The organism is Pseudanabaena cinerea FACHB-1277 (genome assembly GCF_014696345.1).
In the GTDB taxonomy this organism is placed as follows: domain Bacteria; phylum Cyanobacteriota; class Cyanobacteriia; order Pseudanabaenales; family Pseudanabaenaceae; genus Pseudanabaena; species Pseudanabaena cinerea.
Map to the genome: position 1 here is coordinate 78,872 of NZ_JACJPY010000009.1, position 20,549 is coordinate 99,420.

General features: G+C 46.3%; 11 protein-coding genes and 1 pseudogene. 8 read left to right on the forward strand and 4 right to left on the reverse strand.

Annotated features, from left to right (window positions below):
• Positions 1 to 150 precede the first annotated feature (150 nt).
• Entirely contained in the window at positions 151 to 1,911 is a 1,761-nt protein-coding gene (locus H6F44_RS05175) for a serine/threonine protein kinase (RefSeq protein WP_190349887.1), read from the forward strand.
• A gap of 63 nt (positions 1,912 to 1,974) precedes the next feature.
• On the opposite strand, the gene H6F44_RS23090 is transcribed toward H6F44_RS05175, so the two are convergent.
• Positions 1,975 to 4,482 (reverse strand): Rne/Rng family ribonuclease, encoded by a 2,508-nt coding sequence (locus H6F44_RS23090; RefSeq protein ID WP_242016445.1) that lies wholly within the window; start codon positions 4,480 to 4,482, stop codon positions 1,975 to 1,977.
• A gap of 238 nt (positions 4,483 to 4,720) precedes the next feature.
• Here H6F44_RS23090 and H6F44_RS22950 point away from each other — a divergent pair, with 238 nt between their 5' ends.
• From H6F44_RS22950 to ribH, 4 genes and pseudogenes are all read left to right on the forward strand, one after another.
• The gene (locus H6F44_RS22950) at positions 4,721 to 4,876 is read left to right on the forward strand and encodes a hypothetical protein (protein WP_206754441.1); all 156 of its coding nucleotides are present in this window, start codon (positions 4,721 to 4,723) and stop codon (positions 4,874 to 4,876) included.
• A gap of 828 nt (positions 4,877 to 5,704) precedes the next feature.
• A complete protein-coding gene (locus H6F44_RS05185; protein ID WP_190349903.1) occupies positions 5,705 to 7,051 on the forward strand; it encodes a histidine phosphatase family protein in 1,347 nt (448 codons plus the stop codon).
• Positions 7,052 to 7,159: 108 nt separating this feature from the next.
• Entirely contained in the window at positions 7,160 to 7,348 is a 189-nt protein-coding gene (gene psbZ / locus H6F44_RS05190; RefSeq protein WP_190349888.1) for a photosystem II reaction center protein PsbZ, read from the forward strand.
• Between the two features lie 157 nt (positions 7,349 to 7,505).
• Positions 7,506 to 7,979 (forward strand): annotated as a pseudogene (gene ribH, locus H6F44_RS05195) (6,7-dimethyl-8-ribityllumazine synthase); the annotation flags it as partial.
• Positions 7,980 to 8,013: 34 nt separating this feature from the next.
• Here ribH and H6F44_RS05200 read toward each other — a convergent pair.
• The 3 genes from H6F44_RS05200 to H6F44_RS05210 all read right to left on the reverse strand — a co-directional run bounded on the left by H6F44_RS05200 (position 8,014) and on the right by H6F44_RS05210 (position 13,784).
• Positions 8,014 to 11,742, reverse strand: a complete 3,729-nt coding sequence (locus tag H6F44_RS05200; protein WP_190349890.1) for a WD40 repeat domain-containing protein — start codon at positions 11,740 to 11,742, stop codon at positions 8,014 to 8,016.
• A gap of 279 nt (positions 11,743 to 12,021) precedes the next feature.
• Entirely contained in the window at positions 12,022 to 12,798 is a 777-nt protein-coding gene (locus H6F44_RS05205; protein WP_190349891.1) for a photosystem II S4 domain protein, read from the reverse strand.
• Positions 12,798 to 13,784: a PRC-barrel domain-containing protein gene (locus H6F44_RS05210; RefSeq protein WP_190349892.1), complete on the reverse strand. Its 987-nt coding sequence runs from the start codon at positions 13,782 to 13,784 to the stop codon at positions 12,798 to 12,800. The genes H6F44_RS05205 and H6F44_RS05210 overlap by 1 nt, the downstream gene beginning before the upstream one ends.
• A gap of 362 nt (positions 13,785 to 14,146) precedes the next feature.
• Here H6F44_RS05210 and H6F44_RS05215 point away from each other — a divergent pair, with 362 nt between their 5' ends.
• The 3 genes from H6F44_RS05215 (at position 14,147) to kdpB (ending at position 20,447) form a co-directional block, all read left to right on the forward strand.
• Entirely contained in the window at positions 14,147 to 16,339 is a 2,193-nt protein-coding gene (locus tag H6F44_RS05215) for a caspase family protein (RefSeq protein WP_190349893.1), read from the forward strand.
• Positions 16,340 to 16,618: 279 nt separating this feature from the next.
• Positions 16,619 to 18,313 carry a potassium-transporting ATPase subunit KdpA gene (gene kdpA / locus H6F44_RS05220; protein WP_190349894.1) on the forward strand — a complete coding sequence of 565 codons (1,695 nt, stop codon included), beginning with the start codon at positions 16,619 to 16,621 and terminating at the stop codon, positions 18,311 to 18,313.
• A gap of 40 nt (positions 18,314 to 18,353) precedes the next feature.
• Positions 18,354 to 20,447 carry a potassium-transporting ATPase subunit KdpB gene (gene kdpB / locus H6F44_RS05225; RefSeq protein WP_190349895.1) on the forward strand — a complete coding sequence of 698 codons (2,094 nt, stop codon included), beginning with the start codon at positions 18,354 to 18,356 and terminating at the stop codon, positions 20,445 to 20,447.
• Positions 20,448 to 20,549: the final 102 nt, after the last annotated feature.

Genomic DNA, 20,549 nt, shown 5'->3' on the forward strand with positions numbered 1-20,549 from the left:
AATTTATCTAAGAAATATTACGTTTTATATATCGCTTTTTACTATGATATCGACAATTCTTGGACTTCTAGCCAGATGTTTTGCAACGAAATGTTAAGCACTGCTATAAGCAAGATACTGACATACTCAAAACTGGTTTCATAATGAGATATGAACGCAAAGTTTTCCCCACAATTTTCTAAATATCGCATTTTGGGTCTAGTTGGCAGAGGACAATTTGGCAAGGTTTTGTGTGCAAGGATTAGGGAAACGGGGAAATTAGTTGCCCTCAAGGAATTGGAAAATAAGCGCTTTCCCACTAGCAAATTATTGAGGGAGTTGCGTTTTTTATTGAGCTTGCAGCATGAAAACATTGTGTCTTGCTCAGCTCTGGTACATCACCACAACTATCGCTATCTGGTGATGGACTACTGTGAGGGCGGCACTCTGCGCGATTTGATGAATCACTCGCGCACACTATCCATTTACCAGTGTTTTGATTTGATCATCGATGTCTTGGTGGGATTAGAGCATGCCCACGCCGCGAATATTATTCATTGTGACATCAAGCCTGAAAATATTTTGCTGAAGATTACGGCGCAGGGATGGATGGCAAAGATTTCTGATTTTGGGATTGCGCGTCTTAGTCAGGAGATTGATTCTGATGGTAGTAATACAGGTTCGCCTGGTTATATGGCTCCTGAAAGGTTTTATGGACAGTTTTCTGTCAGCTCTGACCTTTATGCGGTGGGAATTATGCTCTATGAGCTGTTAATGGGTAAGCGTCCTTTTTCGGGGATGCCCACAGAGTTGATGAATGCCCATTTAAATAGCCGAGTGCCAATACCTGACTCTTTACCCCGATCGCTGCAACTGATTATTACAAAATCCCTAGAAAAGTTACCAAAACGACGTTATACCTCGGCAGCAGAGATGCGGTTAGAGCTTTTGCAGGTAATGCGGTCAGTTGATCTCAATCACATCAAAATGGGACAGGATGCAGCAACTTGTACGACCACCGCATTTGCCAGTAAGTCTCCATATTTTGCTCAAAAGTCAATGACTGATCGGGTGACAGCGATCGCTGGTGGCGAAAAGTCCCATTGCTACAGCACCTCAGATTTATTGCTGTATTGGCACAATTTAGATTTTGAGCAGGAAAAGCTGGTAGTACGGTCGGAACATCGCATTGAGGCGATCGCTTTTATCAAAAATTTATTATTTGTGATTACGAATCGTTCTATTTATCAGTTTGTGCAGGGTAAACCCAAGGCACTTTATCAATCACCATTGCCTTTCCTATGGGCAGTCTCTCCCCATGCAGATTGGTTGGCTGTGACCACAGGCAAGCAGTTGGAGATCCGCAATTTGGTTTATAACCGTGCAATGCGCCTTGAGTTTGCCTCCAGAAGTTTTAGTTGCATTATTGCCTTTGACCGTCACCTATTATTGGGCATCGCCAATAGACCTGATAGTAATGAGAGTCGGGCGATCATAATTTCACGGCGGTGCAATATTCTGTATCGTCTAGCATTACCAATATTAGTAGATTATGGGATTGCCACGTTTAGCAGCAATCGCGTCCTTTTGCGGGATGCACATAATCGCAAAAATATTTATTTGCTAGATGTAAAACCCTATCGCTTGCTGCGGATTCCCCTTGAGCATGAAGTGTTGCTGATGACAGCAACAATCTGGGGTTATGCCCTGACCGCAAAATATGAGGATTGTCAGCTTGGGGCTGATCAAAAAACAATGCTGATTTTTCTAGATCTGCGCGGTAATAATCTTAATAATTTGATTGTTGAAGGTGAAGTGACAGCGATCGCACCGATTGAGCATAGTTTATTAGCGATCGCTGTCACCGACAAATCAGGACATAGGATCTATGCGATTAACCTCAAAAAGTTAGAAATTGATTTGGTGTTATGAAAACTTAAAAGCCCTGCTTAGCAGGGCTTTTAAGGTGTTTACAAGGTATTTATAGGCAATGCCTCAAGAAGCAGATGATCGCTTACGGCGTGACGCTTCGGGCGATTGGATGGGTACGTTGTTTAGCACTTCTACAATTTCTGGTCTGCTGCGATCGCCATCAATGCCACCAATCTCGCCAGTATCCACCTTGGGCATGCGGTGCGCCTTCAAGATCAAGCCATTGCTGTTCATAGCTTTGGGTGGGCTGATCACAGGATCAACAGTTGGCAGATCCTCAACCGAAGCAGGCTGAGACAAGGCTACTTTAGTTGCTGACTCTGGATTAGCACCTAAGTTAACGTTTGCAACATAAGACCCAATATTTTGATTAGTAATCAGGGTTGGCTCTAATTCAGATGTCACGACCTTAGGTAACTCATTGCCAGCACTAGGCGCAGCGATCGCCGCATTAGCGTCAATGTTGCTCCCATCATTCGTACTGGCATCTGCCTTGGCATTTGCCTCAATATTTGTATCAGCACTTGCATCATTGTGAAGGTCATTATGGGGTTCACGATGTCCACCACGATCAAGATCGCCCATCCCAACCACGCCATTATGTCCGCTATCACTCCTAGTTCTAAAACCAACACCGATCGCATTGGCAGGACGCGGTGGCTGCCCTGGCAGTGCCACAGTGACAATGACATTGCGCGGATCTTTAATTTCACGATCAACGAGAACCAATGGCGAAACGCCAATTAACGAATAGACATCCTGCTCCTCTTCAGTCATTTCCACCACAATTAATTCTGGAGGCTCCACCACTTTAGTCCGCACTTCACGCTTGTTAGGGCGCTCTGGCAAAATCTCAGGGCTAGGAGTTGTCGCTGCCACTTCAACAGTCGCCGCCGCAGGTACATTTACTTGGCGGGATGTAGTTACTGTATTGATAGGTGCTGTAGTGGGTGGAGTCGTAGGGGCGTTAGTTGGTTGACTGCCCACAGCGTTAGCCACCGGACTATTCACAGGCGCAATGCTAGGTAGGGTTAGCTTAGCAGGAACAATGCGCTCCGTCTCTCTCTCAACCCTTGGCTCAAAGCGCACATCAGGACGGGGCGATCGCGCCTCCACAAATGGGCGATCGCCATCTCGCGATTCCTTAAGGGTCGCCCTCTTACTGCGCCGCCGCACATGGCTACGCTCTTGGTAACTAGGGTGATTCACCAAATTTGGCTCCAGACCACCACCAAGCTCAGAATCACCATCCTCAAACTCAGGGGAAAAATCCAATTGATTCGATTGCTTTGCTTCCCAAGCCCTAGCACTAGCATCCACAGGTTGTCCTACCGACTCCCCTGGCAAATGCACTAAATGACCTAGACCACCACAGGCAACACAGGGACGACCAAATAGCTCATAGATACTCTGACCCTGCCGCTTGCGGGTTAGCTCCACTAAGCCCAACTCCGTCAGTTGAGCAATTTGGGGACGAGACTTATCAGCCCTGAGCGCCTTATTGAAATATTCCAATAGTTGCTGTTGATCGCGGCGCGTATCCATATCAATGAAATCCACCACGATCACCCCTGCAATATTTCGCAGACGAATCTGACGGGCTATTTCCACCGCCGCTTCGCAATTAGTCCATAGCACCGTCTCCCGTGAAGTTTGGGACTTTGTGAAAGACCCAGAATTAACATCAATTACGGTCAATGCCTCGGTGGGCTGAATAATGATATAGCCACCACTAGGCAGATCTACCCTTGGCTTGAGTGCCTCACGGATACCAGCGTTTACCCGAAAATATTCTAAAATCGGGGTGCGTTCACGATGGCTGTCCAGCATTAAGCCACTGGGGATTTTGCCATCGCCCCAATTGAGCAAATGTTGCTTAATACGGCGCAGACCATCATTGGTGTCCGTAACAATGCGGTTGACCTCTGTGCTATAGAGATCGCGCAATACCCTCTGCACAAAATCCCGTTCGCGATCAAGCAATGTCGGTTGGCGAGTAGTTGCCACATCCTGCTGGATCGACTCCCACTGACGTTGCAAATTATCTAAGTCCTCAATGATTTGCTCTTCAGGCATACCATCCGCCTCAGTCCGCACCAACATACCCATACCCGCAGGTTTGATCAAAATTGCTAGAGCGCGGAGACGGTTGCGCTCTGCTTCACTGCGGATGCGTCGGGATAGGTTGACCCCACGACCAAAGGGCAGCAACACCACATAGCGCCCTGGCAACGAGATGTTGCCCGTCAAACGGGGACCTTTGTTGCCCGTTGGCTCCTTCATCACCTGCACCAAAACACGTTGGTGCGGCGTGACCAGATCGCTGATCGAGCCAGACGATCGCCGCATTTTTAAAGGGCCCAAATCGGTAATGTGAATAAATCCATTGCGGTCGCCATCACCAATATTTACAAAGGCGGCATCAATGCTAGTTAAAACATTTTCGACCACACCCAAGTACACATCCCCGACTTGGTGCGTCCCTGCGGCAACGACAATTTCTTCAATTTGATCTTCACTAAACACAGCAGCAATACGATACTGCTCGGCAATAATTATTTGCTTTGGCATTCAATTTCCTCAGAATTTCTGCAATTCAAATTCGATTCAAAAGAGCCAACCTAAGAAATGATTCACCAACAATTTTGTATAAAAAACTTTGCCATTTCTGCCCCAATTCAAAAAATAGCGCTGCTATTTTCATGATTTCCGCACCTGATTAAGTTCGGAATCAACTAGGACTTGACCAACCTGTGGCTACAGATTGGGAAACTGATATTGCAAATTTTTATATAAAAGCCAGAAAAATATGTCTAGATCCTTAACAGCTAACCTCCAAGGAGGGATAGAAAAATTTCAACAACGAAAACAACAAAAACAAAACCCAAAAATTTGGCTGCAACCTATGCCTATCGTTAAACCCCAAATCCTTAGCTATGCACCAAGCTCGGCAAGGGTTTATTAGTCTGCTCTGACATTGTGATATCAAGGCGTTGGTAATTTCAGACTATGGCTTTCAGAATGTCAAAATTAGCGTCCTGAAAGCCATAAAACCAATTTTTGTATAGGAATGACAGGTTTCACATTGGCATGAGTATTGTCATGACAGTTGCAAAAAATATGGGCTACTCGCTTCAGATCTTGTCTGTAGTAATTAAACCCTATGCCTGTCCGAGACTCATGGCTATGGAGTATGTCGTAGTTAATAATAAAAATTATTTGAGGGTTTCGTTATGAGGATCAAGTTATTTCTTAGGCTGGCATTAATTGAGACTATCCAAATTTTGCTTACACCATTCACCCACAGCATTCAAGCCTTAAGGTCAAACAGCGTACTTGATGGCTCAAGTTTATAGTTTTGGTGAGTAAGCTTATCTCAAAAAGTCGATCAGGCGTTAATCGCACGCTGATCCCGCAAAACAGAGAGTATCTAGGTATGTACGGCTAGAATCTCTAAAACCTATTTTGCTTTTATCGTAGTATTATAGCGCAGCATTGAGCGCTACAATTTCTTAATAGTATTTTAAGATTAGATTAGTTATAGCAGTCTTAGGCAAAATATTGTAGTACGAAGAAACTTTTGTGTATTGTGGCGAATCCGTAACACGCAAAAATTTCTTTCGGGTTTAAGTCAATTTTAAGTCAATCCTAAGCGCTGTATTACAGCTTACTAAGGTTTTAGGTGTTGCAGAAATATCTTTAAGCAGCCCTCGGCAATGCTTTCAAAGATATTTCTCGGTTTTAAGTCATCGCAAAGCGTTGCAATGTAGTTTACCAAAAAGAGGATAAATTTCTGAGTACGAGAGTAGTTATTGTTCGTCACGGCGAGACTAATTTTAATGTCCTGAGCAAAATCCAAGGACGCGGTAATTACGATCGCCCTGAGCTACAGTCAGTGCTGACTGATAGAGGCACTCAACAGGCGAAGTTGGCGGGGCAGGCTTTGGCTAACTTAAATATTGATATTGCCTATGCTAGTCCTCTGGTTCGCGCTCAGAGTACGGCTCAAATTATTTTGTCAGCAAATTTTAATGCGCCGAAATTAGACTCGGCAGAGGGGTTATTAGAGATCGATCTCAGTGAATGGGAGTCGATGCTAGCAAGTGATGTTGAGGTTAACTTCCCTGAGCAGTACCATTTTTGGCACAATGAGCCAGAAAATTTTCTGTTGGGCGATCGCTATCCAATTGTGGAGTTGTTTGAGCAGGCGAAAGCTTTTTGGGCAGAAATATTAGCGAAACATCAGGGTAAAACTATTCTGTTGGTGGGACATAGCGGCATCAATCGGGCGCTAATTTCGACAGCGATCGGCATTCCCATCAATCGCTATCACAAAATCCAACAGGCAAACTGTGCGATTTCTGTCTTGAATTTTGCAGGGGCAAATATTAGTGATGGTGTGCAGCTAGAGTCTCTCAATCTGGTCAGTCACTTGAGTGAAATCATTGGCTCACCACTGCCCCCACTTCGTAAGCACCATAATGGGGCTCGGTTATTGCTGGTGCGGCATGGCGAAACCGAGTGGAATCGCCAAAAACGTTTTCAAGGTCAGATTGATGTACCGCTCAATAATAATGGTCATGCTCAGGCAAGGCGTGCTAGCGAATTTCTCGCTAAGGTCAAGATTGATAAAGCCTTTAGCAGTCCGATGTTGCGTCCCAAGGATACAGCTTTAGAAATATTGCACAAGCATCCTCACATCAAGCTAGAACTGTTTGATGAACTCAAGGAGATTTCCCACGGTTTGTGGGAGGGCAAGTTTGAGCATGAAATTGAGGCGGAATTTGCGGGGCAGTTGGCATTGTGGCAGTCTCAGCCTGAAACGGTACAGATGCCCGAAGGCGAAAATCTGCAACAGGTTTGGGATCGGGTAGCGATCGTTTGGCAAAAAATTGTGGAGTCAGTTCCCGCAGGTGAGACGGCTTTGGTGGTTGCCCATGATGCGGTGAATAAAGCGATTTTATGCCTCCTGTTTGACTTTGCGCCTGAGCAGTTTTGGGTGTTTAAGCAGGGTAATGGCGGGGTAAGTGTGATTGACTATCCTCAGGGTGCGGCGGGAAAACCTATTTTGCAGTCCTGCAACATTACTACGCATTTATCGGAAGGCATCCTCGATCGCACTGCCGCAGGTGCGTTGTAAGCTTATCGCCTAAATTAGAGATCCATTTTCTGATACCTTGATGTAAAGAATTTGTTTTCATGTCTTAATATTTTGTATATTTTGTTTTAGTACTTGGAGTTTTTGCATATGACTATTTTGTTCCAGCTTTTGTTAGCCGCCTTCGTGCTGTTTTCTTTTATCCTTGTGATTGGTGTACCTGTTGCCTACGCCTCCCCTAGCTCTTGGAATCAAACCAAGCCCCTATTGTTTTTGGGTTCCGTTATTTGGGTGGCATTTGTGATTGTAATCGGCATTCTCAATGCTTTTGTCGCTTAATCTTTAATTTCAATTGAATAATTGAATGATTAAAAAGTTCTCTAGAAAAACATTGAAAGCGTTGCTTAGCAGCGCTTTTGGTGTTTTTCTGGATTTGGGCTTGAGTGCAAAGCGCTATAAACTATTAATGGATTTACTTAAGTTTAACTAAAATTATATGGCTGTTTTTGAAGGTAGCTTTACCAATACTGAGAGTTTACGCTTTGCGATCGTGACGGCAAGATTTAATGATCTGATCGTGGGTAAGCTCTTGCAAGGTTGTCAAGATGCGTTGCTAAGGCATGGGGTGGATGTATCGGAATCTGGCAGTCAGGTGGACTATGCTTGGGTGCCTGGTAGTTTGGAGATTCCGATGGTGGCTAAGGAGTTGGCAGTGTCAGGTCGCTATCATGCACTGATTTGTTTGGGGGCGGTGATTCGTGGTGACACGCCGCATTTTGACTATGTGGCAAATGAGGTTTCTAAGGGGGTGGCTGCTGCTGCTTATCAGACGGGTGTGCCAATCATTTTTGGGGTATTGACTACGGATACGATGCAGCAGGCGCTGGAGCGGGCAGGCATTAAGGGGAATAAGGGTTGGGAGTTTGGCATGGCGGCGATCGAGATGGCTAATCTGATGCGCCAAATTCGTAAATAGCTACAGCCATGAAATGGCTATGCGGTTTTTATGTTTGCTCCTCGATCGCCCCCAGTGATAAGAGCTTAGCTTTTTGGGCGGGGGTTATCCCTGATGCATCGGTGATGTTTAGCCCTTCATAGGGGCGTGGCTCTCGGTAGGTTTGGCGACATTTACCAGTGCTGAGATCCCAGAGTTTGAGGGTTTCATCGCGGCTGCCACTGACAATGTGGTTGCCGTCAGGGGCGAAGGCGATCGCATAGATTTTGCCGCTATGTCCTGATAAATTGTTGATTATCTCGTGGGTTTGCCAATTCCATACTTGAATTGTGGCATCCTCGCCCGCACTAGCGACATTCTGTCCATTGGGGGCAGGAGCGATCGCCAAGGTATTGCCTGCATGGTTGATCGGCTGAGGTGTGATCTCTCCCGTTTGGATATTCCAGATAAAGACTTCGCGCTCACCACAACCAAAAGCGATGTGGGGATGCAGAGGTATAAATGAAATATTGGTGGTTATGTGTTTCTGTTCAAGGGTTTGCAGACATTCTCCTGTCTGCACATCCCAGATTTTGATGGTGCGATCGCGGCTACTGCTAATAATTTGGCGATCGTCGTCACTAAAGGCGATCGCCAAAATCGCCCCCTGATGACCTTCTAGCCTGCGAAAACACTCACCCGTAATGACACTTCTTAGTTTGATCACCTTGCTGGTTTCGCCCGTTGCTACCACCTTTCTGTCATGGCTAAACACAATGGTTCTCGCCAGATCGGGATGTTCGGTAATAGTTGCCAGACAGTTGCCACTACTAACATCCCAAAGTTTGATCGTGCAGTCTTCGGCACAGCTTGCCAAGATTGTGCCACTGGGGCTGAAAGCAACCTGCCAAACTCGTCCAGCATGACCATCCAGATAGCGGATACATTTACCTGACTGCGTATCCCATAGACGGATGATTGAGTCATCCCCTGCACTGGCAATTATGGTTTGTTCTGGGTTAAAGGTGACAGAGCGCACAGCATTGGTATAGCCCTGCAAAATCCGAAACTGTTGTCCCGATGTCACTTCCCAAAGGTTTAGCAAATGTTCGTTAGCAATATTGCCAGAGGTTTGATTGTCGCCGCCAATTTCTGACCACGATCGCCCGATGTGACCTTGAAACGTGCGGATACATAGTCCTGATTCAATTTCCCACAGCTTGATCATTTCATCGCCACTGCTACTGGCTAAAATCAGGCGATCGGGATGGAAGGCAACGGATCTGACCCAATGATTATGCCCTGTAAGGGTTTTGAAGCATTGGGCGGTGTTGAGATCCCAGAGGCGAATGGTGCGATCGCCGCTACCTGTGGCAAGGGTGGAGCCATCATGACTAAAACTGGCAGCAAAAACTGTATGGGAATGTCCTGATAAAATCTGGTTACATTCACCTTTTTTTACATCCCAGAGTCTGATCGTGCGGTCTTCGCTACCGCTAGCGAGGATATTGCTATGGGGGGTAAAGGTGACTGACCAAATAATATCTTCATGTCCCGTCAGCACTTTTAGGCAACTGCCTGTATGCACATCCCAAATTCTCACGTTGGCATCATCACTACCACTCGCTAGCAAAGTGCCATCGGCATTAAAGGCGATCGCCTCAACAATATCTTCATGCCCTTGCAAAACCCTGAAGCACTTACCTGATCGCCATAACCTCACGTTGCGATCGGCGTGACCACTAGCCAAAATCTCGCCATCGGGGCTAAAGACCGCCGCCATAACCGCGCCAATATAGCCTTGCAACGTACTTAAACAATCACCCGTCTCCACATCCCACAATTTAATCGATTGATCGACACTGCTACTCGCTAAAACCGTACCATCAGGATTAAAAGCCACAGAAACCACCCAGCCCTTATGACCGCGATAGGTCAAGATCGGTTTGCCATCACTTACGCGCCAGAGATGAATATCCCCTTTGGTGTCGCCAATCGCCAACAGCTTGCCATCTTTACTAAAAGCCACGGACAAAACACCACCAATAACCTCGGCAAATACTGACTTCACCAAGGCAGTCTTGGCAAAATTGACCCGATGGAGTTTGACATCGGTTAAATAGGCTTGCCGAATTGCTAAATAGGAGAAGTCAGTACCCGTTAAATCAACATTGAGGTTGCACAATAAATTGATAATATTGCCACCGCCATAGCCAAAGGTGGATTTTAGCTCTCCTTCAGGGCGTAGCTCACGGCGACGTAGTTCGGCTAGAGTCTGAAATAGCTCCTTAGATACCATTTGCTTACTGCCCAACCGCCCCAAAAGCTTAGCGATGAGGGGTTTGAGGATTAGCCTTGTCTGGCTATGACGGATGTAGTCTTTGGCGGTAGCTTTGATCAAGGCATAGTGCCGCAAATAGAAAAGCTGCCGATTGAGCTTAGATTGAATGCTTGGCAATATGCCCAAGGGATGCTCTTGGGTGATCTCTTGATAGATCTGCTCCACTAAAAGATTAGTCACAAAGTCCATAACTACAGGCTGTTGCGTAAAGCCCGTAGGGGTATGCTCAACTAGCGATCGTCGCTTGAGCGATCGTAAAGAGAGCATTAAATAATTCTGCTCAATGGTCGGCACAATATCAGAACGCAATTCGGGCGGCTGCACTGGCTCACGGTTAATCGCCAACCAGATCATAATTTGTTTTTCGTGAGCCGTTAGGCGTTGATACTGCTGCTCGATCAAATCGGCAATACCACTAAAAACAATACTTTTCTGTTCCAAAAAACGACTGATATCTCCCGAATAGAGATCCTTAATTGCAGTTGCCGCAATTTTTAGTGCCAAGGGATTACCACGATACCAATCCACTAATCGCAGCAAATCCTTAGGATCTGCCGCAATACCTTTAGATGCAAGTACCCTTTCTGCCGCGCCCTCATCTAGACCGTTTAATCGCAAAGCCCGCACTGGCAGAATGTCTCCCTCAAGGGTGGCAACCTCTTCGGGAATTTCGCGACTAGTGATCACCAAGCAACTGCGATGTGCCACCTCGCCAATGCGCCGCAACAAATAGCCATAGCCCTCAAAATCTTTGCGATAAGCTCCTGCTTGGGCTTCATCGCGCATTACTGACTCAAAATTATCTAGCACTAGCAAACAGCGATAGCGCTGCAAATATTCCATCAAGCGGGAAATCAGGGCATTAGGATCGTCAGTCTCTGGAGTTTCATGTTGTTGCGATAGGAAATGAATTACCGTTGACAGCATTTCGCTAGGGGTTTTGGCGTTGTTCAGCGATCGCCACACCACAAAGTCAAACCGCCCTTGCAATTGTTGAGCTAGCTTTACCGATAGGGCAGTTTTGCCCAAGCCCCCCATCCCAAATATCCCCACCAATCGGCAGCGCTCGCGATCTATCCAGTCCTTGAGAATATTAATTTCGTCATTGCGCCCATAAAAAAAGGTGACATCGACCACTTCGCCCCAGTCTTGATGACTATTGCTGTGGGGTGGAACCTTAGAAACTGTACTGACACTCGCATTTTTACTTTGGATTTGGCGGCGAATAACATTCTGAACAGAACTTTTAGTTACCTTTTCATTAAATAATTCCGTTAGTAAATGCCATAATTTGTGGCTAACCAATTTGATATAGCCAGCGTCATAGCCAGTATTTCTGGCAATTTCTGAGTAAGACAATCCCTGCCATACTCCCAAAAATACAGAACGCTCAACCTTTGACAGATTGCGCCCCGCTAACGACATCTCCACAAATGCTACTGCTTCATCCGCCGTCATAGATGCGCCTTAAAAATATAAATATAACTTTTATATAACCTTGCGTCTGTAATTTTAAGCTTTTTTATGCTTTGTGGTAGTTTCTTAAAGGTTTGGATATTCTCTAAAAATAGCAACGCCAATCCCTAACCCTCACTAAACAGCCCAGAAATACTTCTACACTACTCACAACTTGGTAGTCCTAAAAAGGAAAGGATTTATACGGTAAGGATGGGCGGCGCGAAGCGCCGCCCATCCTTACCTATTTAGCACTACCCACAACCTTAAATAGGCTGTATTTTATGTTGTTCTGACCATCTGCACACGATAACGTTCTTTTTTGGTGATCATGATCTCACCGACGGTGACGCGCCCCTTGCCGCGAATGGCAATCAGATCCCCTGTTTTTACTTGATAGCTAGGCTGTGACACAGTTTTCCAATTTACCCGCACATCCTCAGCATTGATTAAATCCACCATTTTGCTGCGGGACATACCGAAACCAAAGGAGGCGATCGCATCGAGACGTAGTGATGCTTCGGTAGAAGTAAGCTCTTTGGTGACAGGGACACGAATTTTCAGGTCTTCAAGGGCGATCGCGGTGATCTTGACGGGAACTGTCCGCACCTGATTGAAATGGATCTGCAAATATTCCACTAATTCAGGCACTACAATTGCTTGCGCCCCTTTTTCACCCAAGACGTTAATATCGCCCACCTTTTGCCGCTCTAGCCCCGTCCCTAACAATGCGCCCAAAAAGTCTCGATGGCTGGCGGCATCAAACAAAAAGTTACCTGCTATCGATATGGCGGCAAGGCTCACCATTGACTGCTCAAGGGGGATTTCGGCACGGGCGATCGCCAGTCTTTGCCGCTCTGCCTGTGCATAGCCCCCCCAAGCCAATACTTGAATTTCGGTCATTTTGCTAAATACCTGCAACGCTTCCGTGATCTCAGGGGGCGATAAAAAATCACTGCATACCACCTCCCAAGTTTGCACAGCGCGATCGCCTAGATCGAGTAAGCGACTGAGGGTATCTCTATTTTCAACATGGTTGAGTAAATCACGGGGTAGCATTAGATTTCGTCAAATTCCTCTTCGGGAAAACGTTGCTTAGTGCGATCAGGGATCTTGGTTTCGCCCCAAGCATCGAGAATTTGCTTCTGAGTTTCATTACGAAAATCCGACTTATTGGCGGGAGGGTAATCATCCTCAAAATCATCGTAATCGTCATAGTCATTAATCGGCGTTGGCACGATGGGACGTGATGGCTCAGGACGGATCTCAGCTTTTGCTTGGCGGCGTTGGGGCGGTTGATTGACAGGAATTCTTTCTTCAGCCCAATTATCGCCATCATCCCATGACTGCTCTTGACGGTAAACGGGGGGGCGCTGTTGTGGCGGTGGCGAGTAACTGCTGCGTGTACCAGAGGAGAGGGCATTGTCGCGGATCGTGGTTGTGGGGGGCATATAGTCGTCATCAAACTCATCTTCCCAAGGGGCTTTGCCCAAGCCAAGACGCTCTAATAAGCCCTTGCTCAATTGGGTCATGCGATCTTCCATGCCCTCGGTGACAATGATGCGATCGCGCCCAACGGCAATAATTTCATTAACATCTAGCTCATAGGTGCTAACCAGCGTGGCAGGAATGATCGGATTGCCCACAGAGGCGATGATCAAAAATAGCAATTCGCCCGTTTCAGGATCAAATTTAAAATCTCGCACTTTACCCAAGGGTTCGCCAGACTCAGTGACGACCTCATTGTTAATTAGGGTGGTATAGCGCTCGGTAATCAAGACATCTTCAAGCACTGACTCATCATCAACCAAAATCGCATCTGGTCCCAATAAGTCAATATTTTCAAGGGACATATAAAAGGTGTCGCCGATGCCAATGGGTGTGCCGGGGATGAAGCGTTCGGCAACACTAACGCCCATTACGCGCCTCTGATCGACATCTAGCCATATTTGCGTAACGATGCCAAGCCGAATTGCTGAGCGCTTGCTAAATACTTGCAGACCTAATACGGCGGCACGTTGACGAAGATTTTCCGATTGCATCATGGCGGTGACGTGACTCTAAACTCCCTACAGGTGGGGCATAACCCAACAAAATGGGTAATACCCAAACCTGATTCTAGCAGACTATAGCAATTTTCCAATGTGTGCATATTCATCGCCAAACAAAAAACACACGCAAAATATCGCGATTAGCCTTGCCGAGCAGCCCCGACGACCAAAGATCTTTAGACACCAAAAAATATTCTCGGTTTTAAGTAAGGGTTTCCAGTTTTGCCATCGTCTATCGAAATTTATTACTAGCAAACTTTCTAATAAGTTATGGATCGGGGTATCTAATCAGCTTTAATTAACTAAGACTCATCAAAGAGTGATCGTCAACCACCACAGGAATTCACAGTACCATCATGGGGATTGCAAGACGACAATTTTTGCAAGCAGGTCTGACAGGTCTCTTGAGCTTGTCATTGCTGCGTGATCGCGTGGTCTATGCCGCAGAAACCTATGCCAGCAAGCTGAGTGTTGCCACTCAAAGAAAACGCGCCCTCTTAATTGGTATTAATCAGTATGACGCAAAGGAAGATGGCTTGGGATGGCTGCCATTGCGGGGTTGTGTCAATGATGTGCAATTACAGAGAGAGTTATTGGTATATCGGTTTGGGTTTGCGCCACAGGATGTGGTCACGCTTACTGATCGCGAGGCGACACGCAGTAACATTGCCAATGCGATCGCTGAGCATTTAGCCGCCCAAACTTTGCCAGAAGATTTAGTGGTGATCCATTTTAGTGGGATGGGTTCGCGCCTTGGTAAGTACAATACCCTCTTGCCAGTGGATGCAGGATTACCAGAAGCGGCAAATATAAAGGCATTGATGGACATTACCGAGCAGGAATGGCAGGTATGGTTGCAATCAATTGGAACCGATCGCCTGATTAATGTGATCGATGCAGGTTTCCATTATCCAAATATGTCGGCGATCGGCAATTTCCGCTTGCGATCGCGTCAAGGTTTAAGAAATTGGCAGCCCGATAATTTATGGGAATCCATATCTGCTCCCAAAGGGATCACTTTTAAAGCGGTAACAGAGGATATGCTCTGTGCGGATGCTCAATGGTCTGGGTTTAGCAGTGGGGCATTTACCTATGCGCTGGTGCAGCAGATGTGGCAAATTAGCCCTGCAACGACAATCTATACGGTGATGGGGAATATTGCTACTACCCTTGAGCGCTGCACTCTGCATAATCAAAACCTCACCATTGAGCAGCAGGTGAATGGAATGTTAGGGTTTGCTGACCTTAAGACCGTTAGTAATAGAAATTTAGACCCCGTTTTAGACAACGTTTTCAGCAGCGTTACCAACTTCTCTAATTTTGCGGCTCCATCAATAGGGGGGGATGCTGTGGTTACGGCTATCAGTATTGATAGCCGCCTCGCCGATCTGTCTCTTTCGGGTTTACCGATCGCAGTTTTGAGTAACTATGCCGCAGGGGGCATATTCAAAGTGGTGGCGACTGATGGGCAAGATGATGATAATTTGTGGCTGCAATTAAGGTCACGCAATGGTTTCACAGGAAAAGCCGAAGTGATTGGCGATCGCCTTGGCAAAGCTGAATTAAGGACAGGGATGATTTTGCAAGAGGCGATTAGATCTGTTTCCCGCAATGTCAAACTTGCGATTGCCATTGATAGCGGCTTCAGCAAAATTGAACGCATTGATGCCACTAGCGCCCTATCAACCTTGCCAAATATGTTTGGGGTTAATGCCAATGAGCAATGTGCCGATTGCCTATTTGGAGCGCAATCAGCCAGTTATGGACTATTTTCCGTTGGGCATACACCTATCCTTGGTTCCTTTGGTTCCGTTGGTGAATCTGTTGGTGTTGCCATTAAACGCTTGCAACCCTTTCTCGAAAGCCTCCTTGCTGCCAAATTAATTCGCCTTACTGAAAATCAAGCCACATCACATCTTGATGTCAGGGCAACTCTCAAGGCTAATATCGGTGTTGATCATCGCTCTGTAATTGTGGGTAGCAAGTCTGCTGCCCGTAGTCTGTTAGTCCCCACTAATTCGCAGCTAAACAACATGATCCGTACTAGACCGATCAGTATTGGCGATCGCCTTGAATGTCAGATTGAAAACTTTAGCGATCGCCCCCTTTATGTGCGAATTTTCTGTTTTGATACCCGTAGTAAACTGTTAACACCCAACTTCATCACAACTCCCTACGCTAACGATGGTATCGTTGCACCATCGGAAATTCTGACCATTCCCTATCCTCAGTCGCCCATAAATTGGTCAGTTTCAGCCCCGAAGGGATTGGTCGACATTCAAGTTGTGGTTAGTCGGTTGCCCCTATTGCAGGTTGCCAAAAGTTTAGAACCATCGCAGCGTCAAGCCTCTTCCATTAATGGTTTGATTGCCATTGCCAATCCCCTCCAAGTTGCCCAATCTTTATTGAATGATCTCGATGTTTCCACTAAAGATATTTTTAGTGGCGATAGCAGTCTGGGTAGCAACTTTACTAATGCGATCAGTAATAATCTATGGCTAGATGTTGAACAATGGGCAACCTTCAATTTTAGTTATCAAGTTGTGTAGTTATAGTTGATAGAGGTTTTGGAGCGCTTCGCTCTAGAAGTAGGGCTTTCACCCAAGTCCCTATATGAGTGAATTACTAATTAGCGTAGTTTGATCTAAACACATTCTAAACACCATCTAAACGATTAAATCTTTACCAACCTTAGAACATAGATAAGCGTTAGCTCAGGCTTTCTAAACGCAAAGATATACCTTGTCAAATTGTGGAAATAGATCGATGCTTTGAATGTTGGAATAATTTCCTAACACTTAATCGAACTTAAGAGAAGAATTTCCATTATGTTACAAGGATGGGTGCAGATAGGAATTACGCTGTTGTTGATTGTGGCGATCGCCCCGATTTTCGGTCGCTATATCGCAAGGGTGTTTCTAAGTCAAAAGACAATATTAGAAACAGTTTTAAATCCATTGGAGAGCTTAATTTTTAATCTCAGTGGTATTAATACCGAATCGCAAATGACGGGTTGGCAATATGCTCGCGCCGTTTTACTCAGTAATTTGGCAATGGCAATCTTGCTGTTTTCCTTGCTCATGTTTCAGGGAGTCTTGCCATTTAACCCGACAAATCTCCGCGCCCCTAGTTGGGACTTGGCTCTACATACCACGATTTCCTTTATCACAAATACCAATCAACAGCATTACTCTGGCGAGACTGCCCTGAGTTACTCAACACAAATGTTTGGGATAGCGTTTTTGATGTTTACTTCCGCAGCAACAGGGTTGGCGGTGGGGATTGCCTTTATTCGCGGTTTGACGGGTAGATCTCTGGGGAATTTCTACGTGGATTTGACCAAATCAATTACCCGCATTCTCTTACCGATTAGCATTATTGGTGCTGTTATCTTTATCGCCGCAGGTGTGCCTGAAACGCTATCTGCGCCTGTCGTTGTGCCGACCTTAGAAGATGCAAATATCAGTCAGGCGATCTCGATCGGACCTGTGGCACATTATGAAATTATCAAACAACTTGGGGAAAATGGCGGTGGCTTCTTTGCGATTAACTCCGCCCATCCCTTTGAGAATCCCAATGGCTTCACAAATCTGCTCCAAATTTTGACGATGATTTCCATACCGTCAGCCTTGATTTTTACCTATGGCGAGATTGCCAATAGTCGCAAGCAAGCATGGCTATTTTTTGGGATGGTATTCATTCTCTATGTTGCTTTTATTGTGGTGACAGGGATTGGTGAATATCAAGGAAATCCCTTGGTGAATACTCTGCTCGGCACACAAAGCCCTAACCTAGAAGGTAAAGAAGTGCGGTTTGGTTGGGCGCAATCGGCTCTATTTGCTGTAACCACGACTGGCACGATGACGGGAGCCGTTAATTCTCTCCATGATTCCTTTATGCCCAACGCTGGTTTTGTCACCCTCTCAAATATGTTTCTGCAAATCATTTGGGGTGGACAAGGCACAGGTACGGCTTATCTCTTTGCCTATTCTATTTTGGCAGTATTTGTAACGGGGCTGATGGTGGGCAGAACCCCTGAATTTCTGGGACGCAAGATTGAGAAGAATGAAGTGGTGTTAACCAGTTTCTTGTTGCTGCTGGTGCATCCCATTGCGATTCTCATTCCTGCGGCGATCGCCTTAGCATTTCCCGAACAGTTAGCAGGCATTAGCAACCCAGGATTTCATGGGCTGTCACAGGTGGTTTATGAATATGCTTCGGCGGCAGCCAATAATGGTTCTGGCTTTGAAGGTTTAGCTGATAACACGCTTTGGTGGAATCTTAGTACATCCGTTAGCCTATTAGCAGGTCGTTATATTCCTATCGTTGCCCTGTTGCTATTGGCTGATGGAATGTCGCGTAAACAGCCCGTTGCCATGACCACAGGCACACTTCGCACGGATACGGTTCTCTTTACTAGCGTTACGGCTGGGGTGATTGTGGTGATGGGTGCATTGACGTTCTTTCCTGTGCTTGCATTAGGTCCGATCGCCGAAGCTTTTCTAATCGCCAGAGGCGGCTAAAAAGGGATTGGAACGAATTAACAGTAATTTTCAAAACTCTATGAATAACACTCCATCATCTTCTCAAAAACGCGAACTTGGCAGCACCCGTGATTCCCGTAGACATACACCCAAAGCATCGATGGCGGGACTGTATCAGAGAGCCGTTCGCGATGCCTTTTTTAAACTCAATCCTAAAATTGCCGTTCGTAATCCCGTTATGTTCATGGTCTGGGTCGGTACGATTGTGACCTTACTGGTTACGATTGATCCCAATCTCTTTGGCAATGTCAAAGGCGATCCCAATCAAGAGCGTATTCTCAATGGATTAATTACGATTATTCTCTTTTTTACGGTGGTGTTTGCTAACTTTGCCGAGGCGATCGCTGAGGGACGCGGTAAAGCCCAAGCCGACTCATTACGCACCACGCGATCGGACACGATCGCCCGTAAAGTGCTGCCCGATGGCTCCATTGAGCCAACTAGCTCCACAGAATTGCGCCGTGGTGACTTAATCAAAGTAGCGATCGGGGAAATGATTCCTGCCGATGGTGAGGTGATTGCGGGGTTAGCCTCAGTCGATGAATCGGCAATTACAGGGGAATCGGCTCCTGTTCTCAAACAACCAGGGACGGATATTTCTAGCTCTGTCACAGGTGGTACTCGCGTCGTTTCCGATGAATTGACGATCAGGATCTCGGCTGACCCTGGGCAAGGATTTATCGATCGCATGATCGCCCTTGTGGAAGGAGCCGAACGCACCAAAACGCCCAATGAAATTGCCCTAACGGTGTTATTAACCGTACTAACACAGGTATTTCTAATTGTGGTTGCCACGATGACCCCGATCGCCAATTATGTAAATACCCCCACCACGATCGCCATTCTCATTTCCCTATTAGTTGCTCTGATTCCCACCACGATTGGCGGCTTATTGAGTGCGATCGGCATTGCAGGAATGGATCGCGTTGCCCAGTTTAATGTGATTGCCACATCAGGACGTGCTGTTGAGGCTTGCGGCGATATCAATACTCTCGTTCTCGACAAAACTGGCACAATCACCCTCGGCAATCGCCTCGCCGATGAATTTATCCCTGTGAATGGACATACGCTTGCGGAAGTTGCCACCGTTGCCCTTGCTGCCAGCATCTTTGATGAAACCCCCGAAGGTCGTTCCATCGTACAGTTAGCGGAACAATCAGGAGCCGTGGTTAAGTTCGATCGCAACCAAGCTAAAGGCGTTGATTTTTCCGCACGCACACGCATGAGTGGCACAGATTTACCCGATGATTTAGAAGTACGAAAAGGGGCTGTGGATGCGATTCGGGGCTTTGTGCGATCGCGATCGGGTGAAGTTCCCTCAGAATTTGAAACCGCCTATGAAAAAGTATCCAAGCTTGGCGGCACTCCTTTAGGCATCTGTCAGGGTGGCGACCTTTACGGCGTAATCTATCTCAAAGATATCGTCAAATCGGGACTGCGTGAACGTTTCGATCAACTGCGGCGCATGGGTGTCCGCACGATTATGCTCACGGGCGACAATCAAATTACCGCCTCCGTCATTGCCCAAGAAGCAGGAGTTGATGACTTCATTGCCGAAGCCACGCCCGAAGACAAAATCGAAGTCATCCGCCGCGAACAGTCTCAGGGCAAACTAGTCGCCATGACAGGTGATGGCACAAATGACGCGCCAGCCCTAGCTCAAGCAAATGTCGGTGTTGCTATGAATTCAGGCACACAAGCCGCAAAAGAAGCTGCGAATATGGTGGATTTGGATAGCGATCCGACTAAGTTAATTGATTTAGTGGCGATCGGTAAGCAACTCTTAATCACTCGCGGCGCATTGACCACCTTCTCCATTGCCAATGACATCGCCAAATATTTCGCGATCATTCCCACGATCTTTGCTGCATCAGGTATTGGCGCGTTAAATATCATGGGTCTCAAAAGCCCCCAATCCGCCATTCTCTCGGCTTTAATTTACAACGCGCTAATCATTCCTGCACTGATTCCTCTGGCGCTCAAAGGTGTAAAATTCCGCCCTCTCACCGCCGATCAACTCTTGCAGCGAAATATTTTGCTGTACGGCTTGGGGGGAGTAATTGCGCCGTTTATTGCGATTAAATTTATTGATGTTTTATTACCGATTATTTAAACAATACTACGGACAAAATTGGTCAGAGATAGAGCCGTAAGAGCAAAGCTTGTGGAAATTAGGGTGTAATTTAATCGAAGTAAGGTCTAAATCTAACAGGGA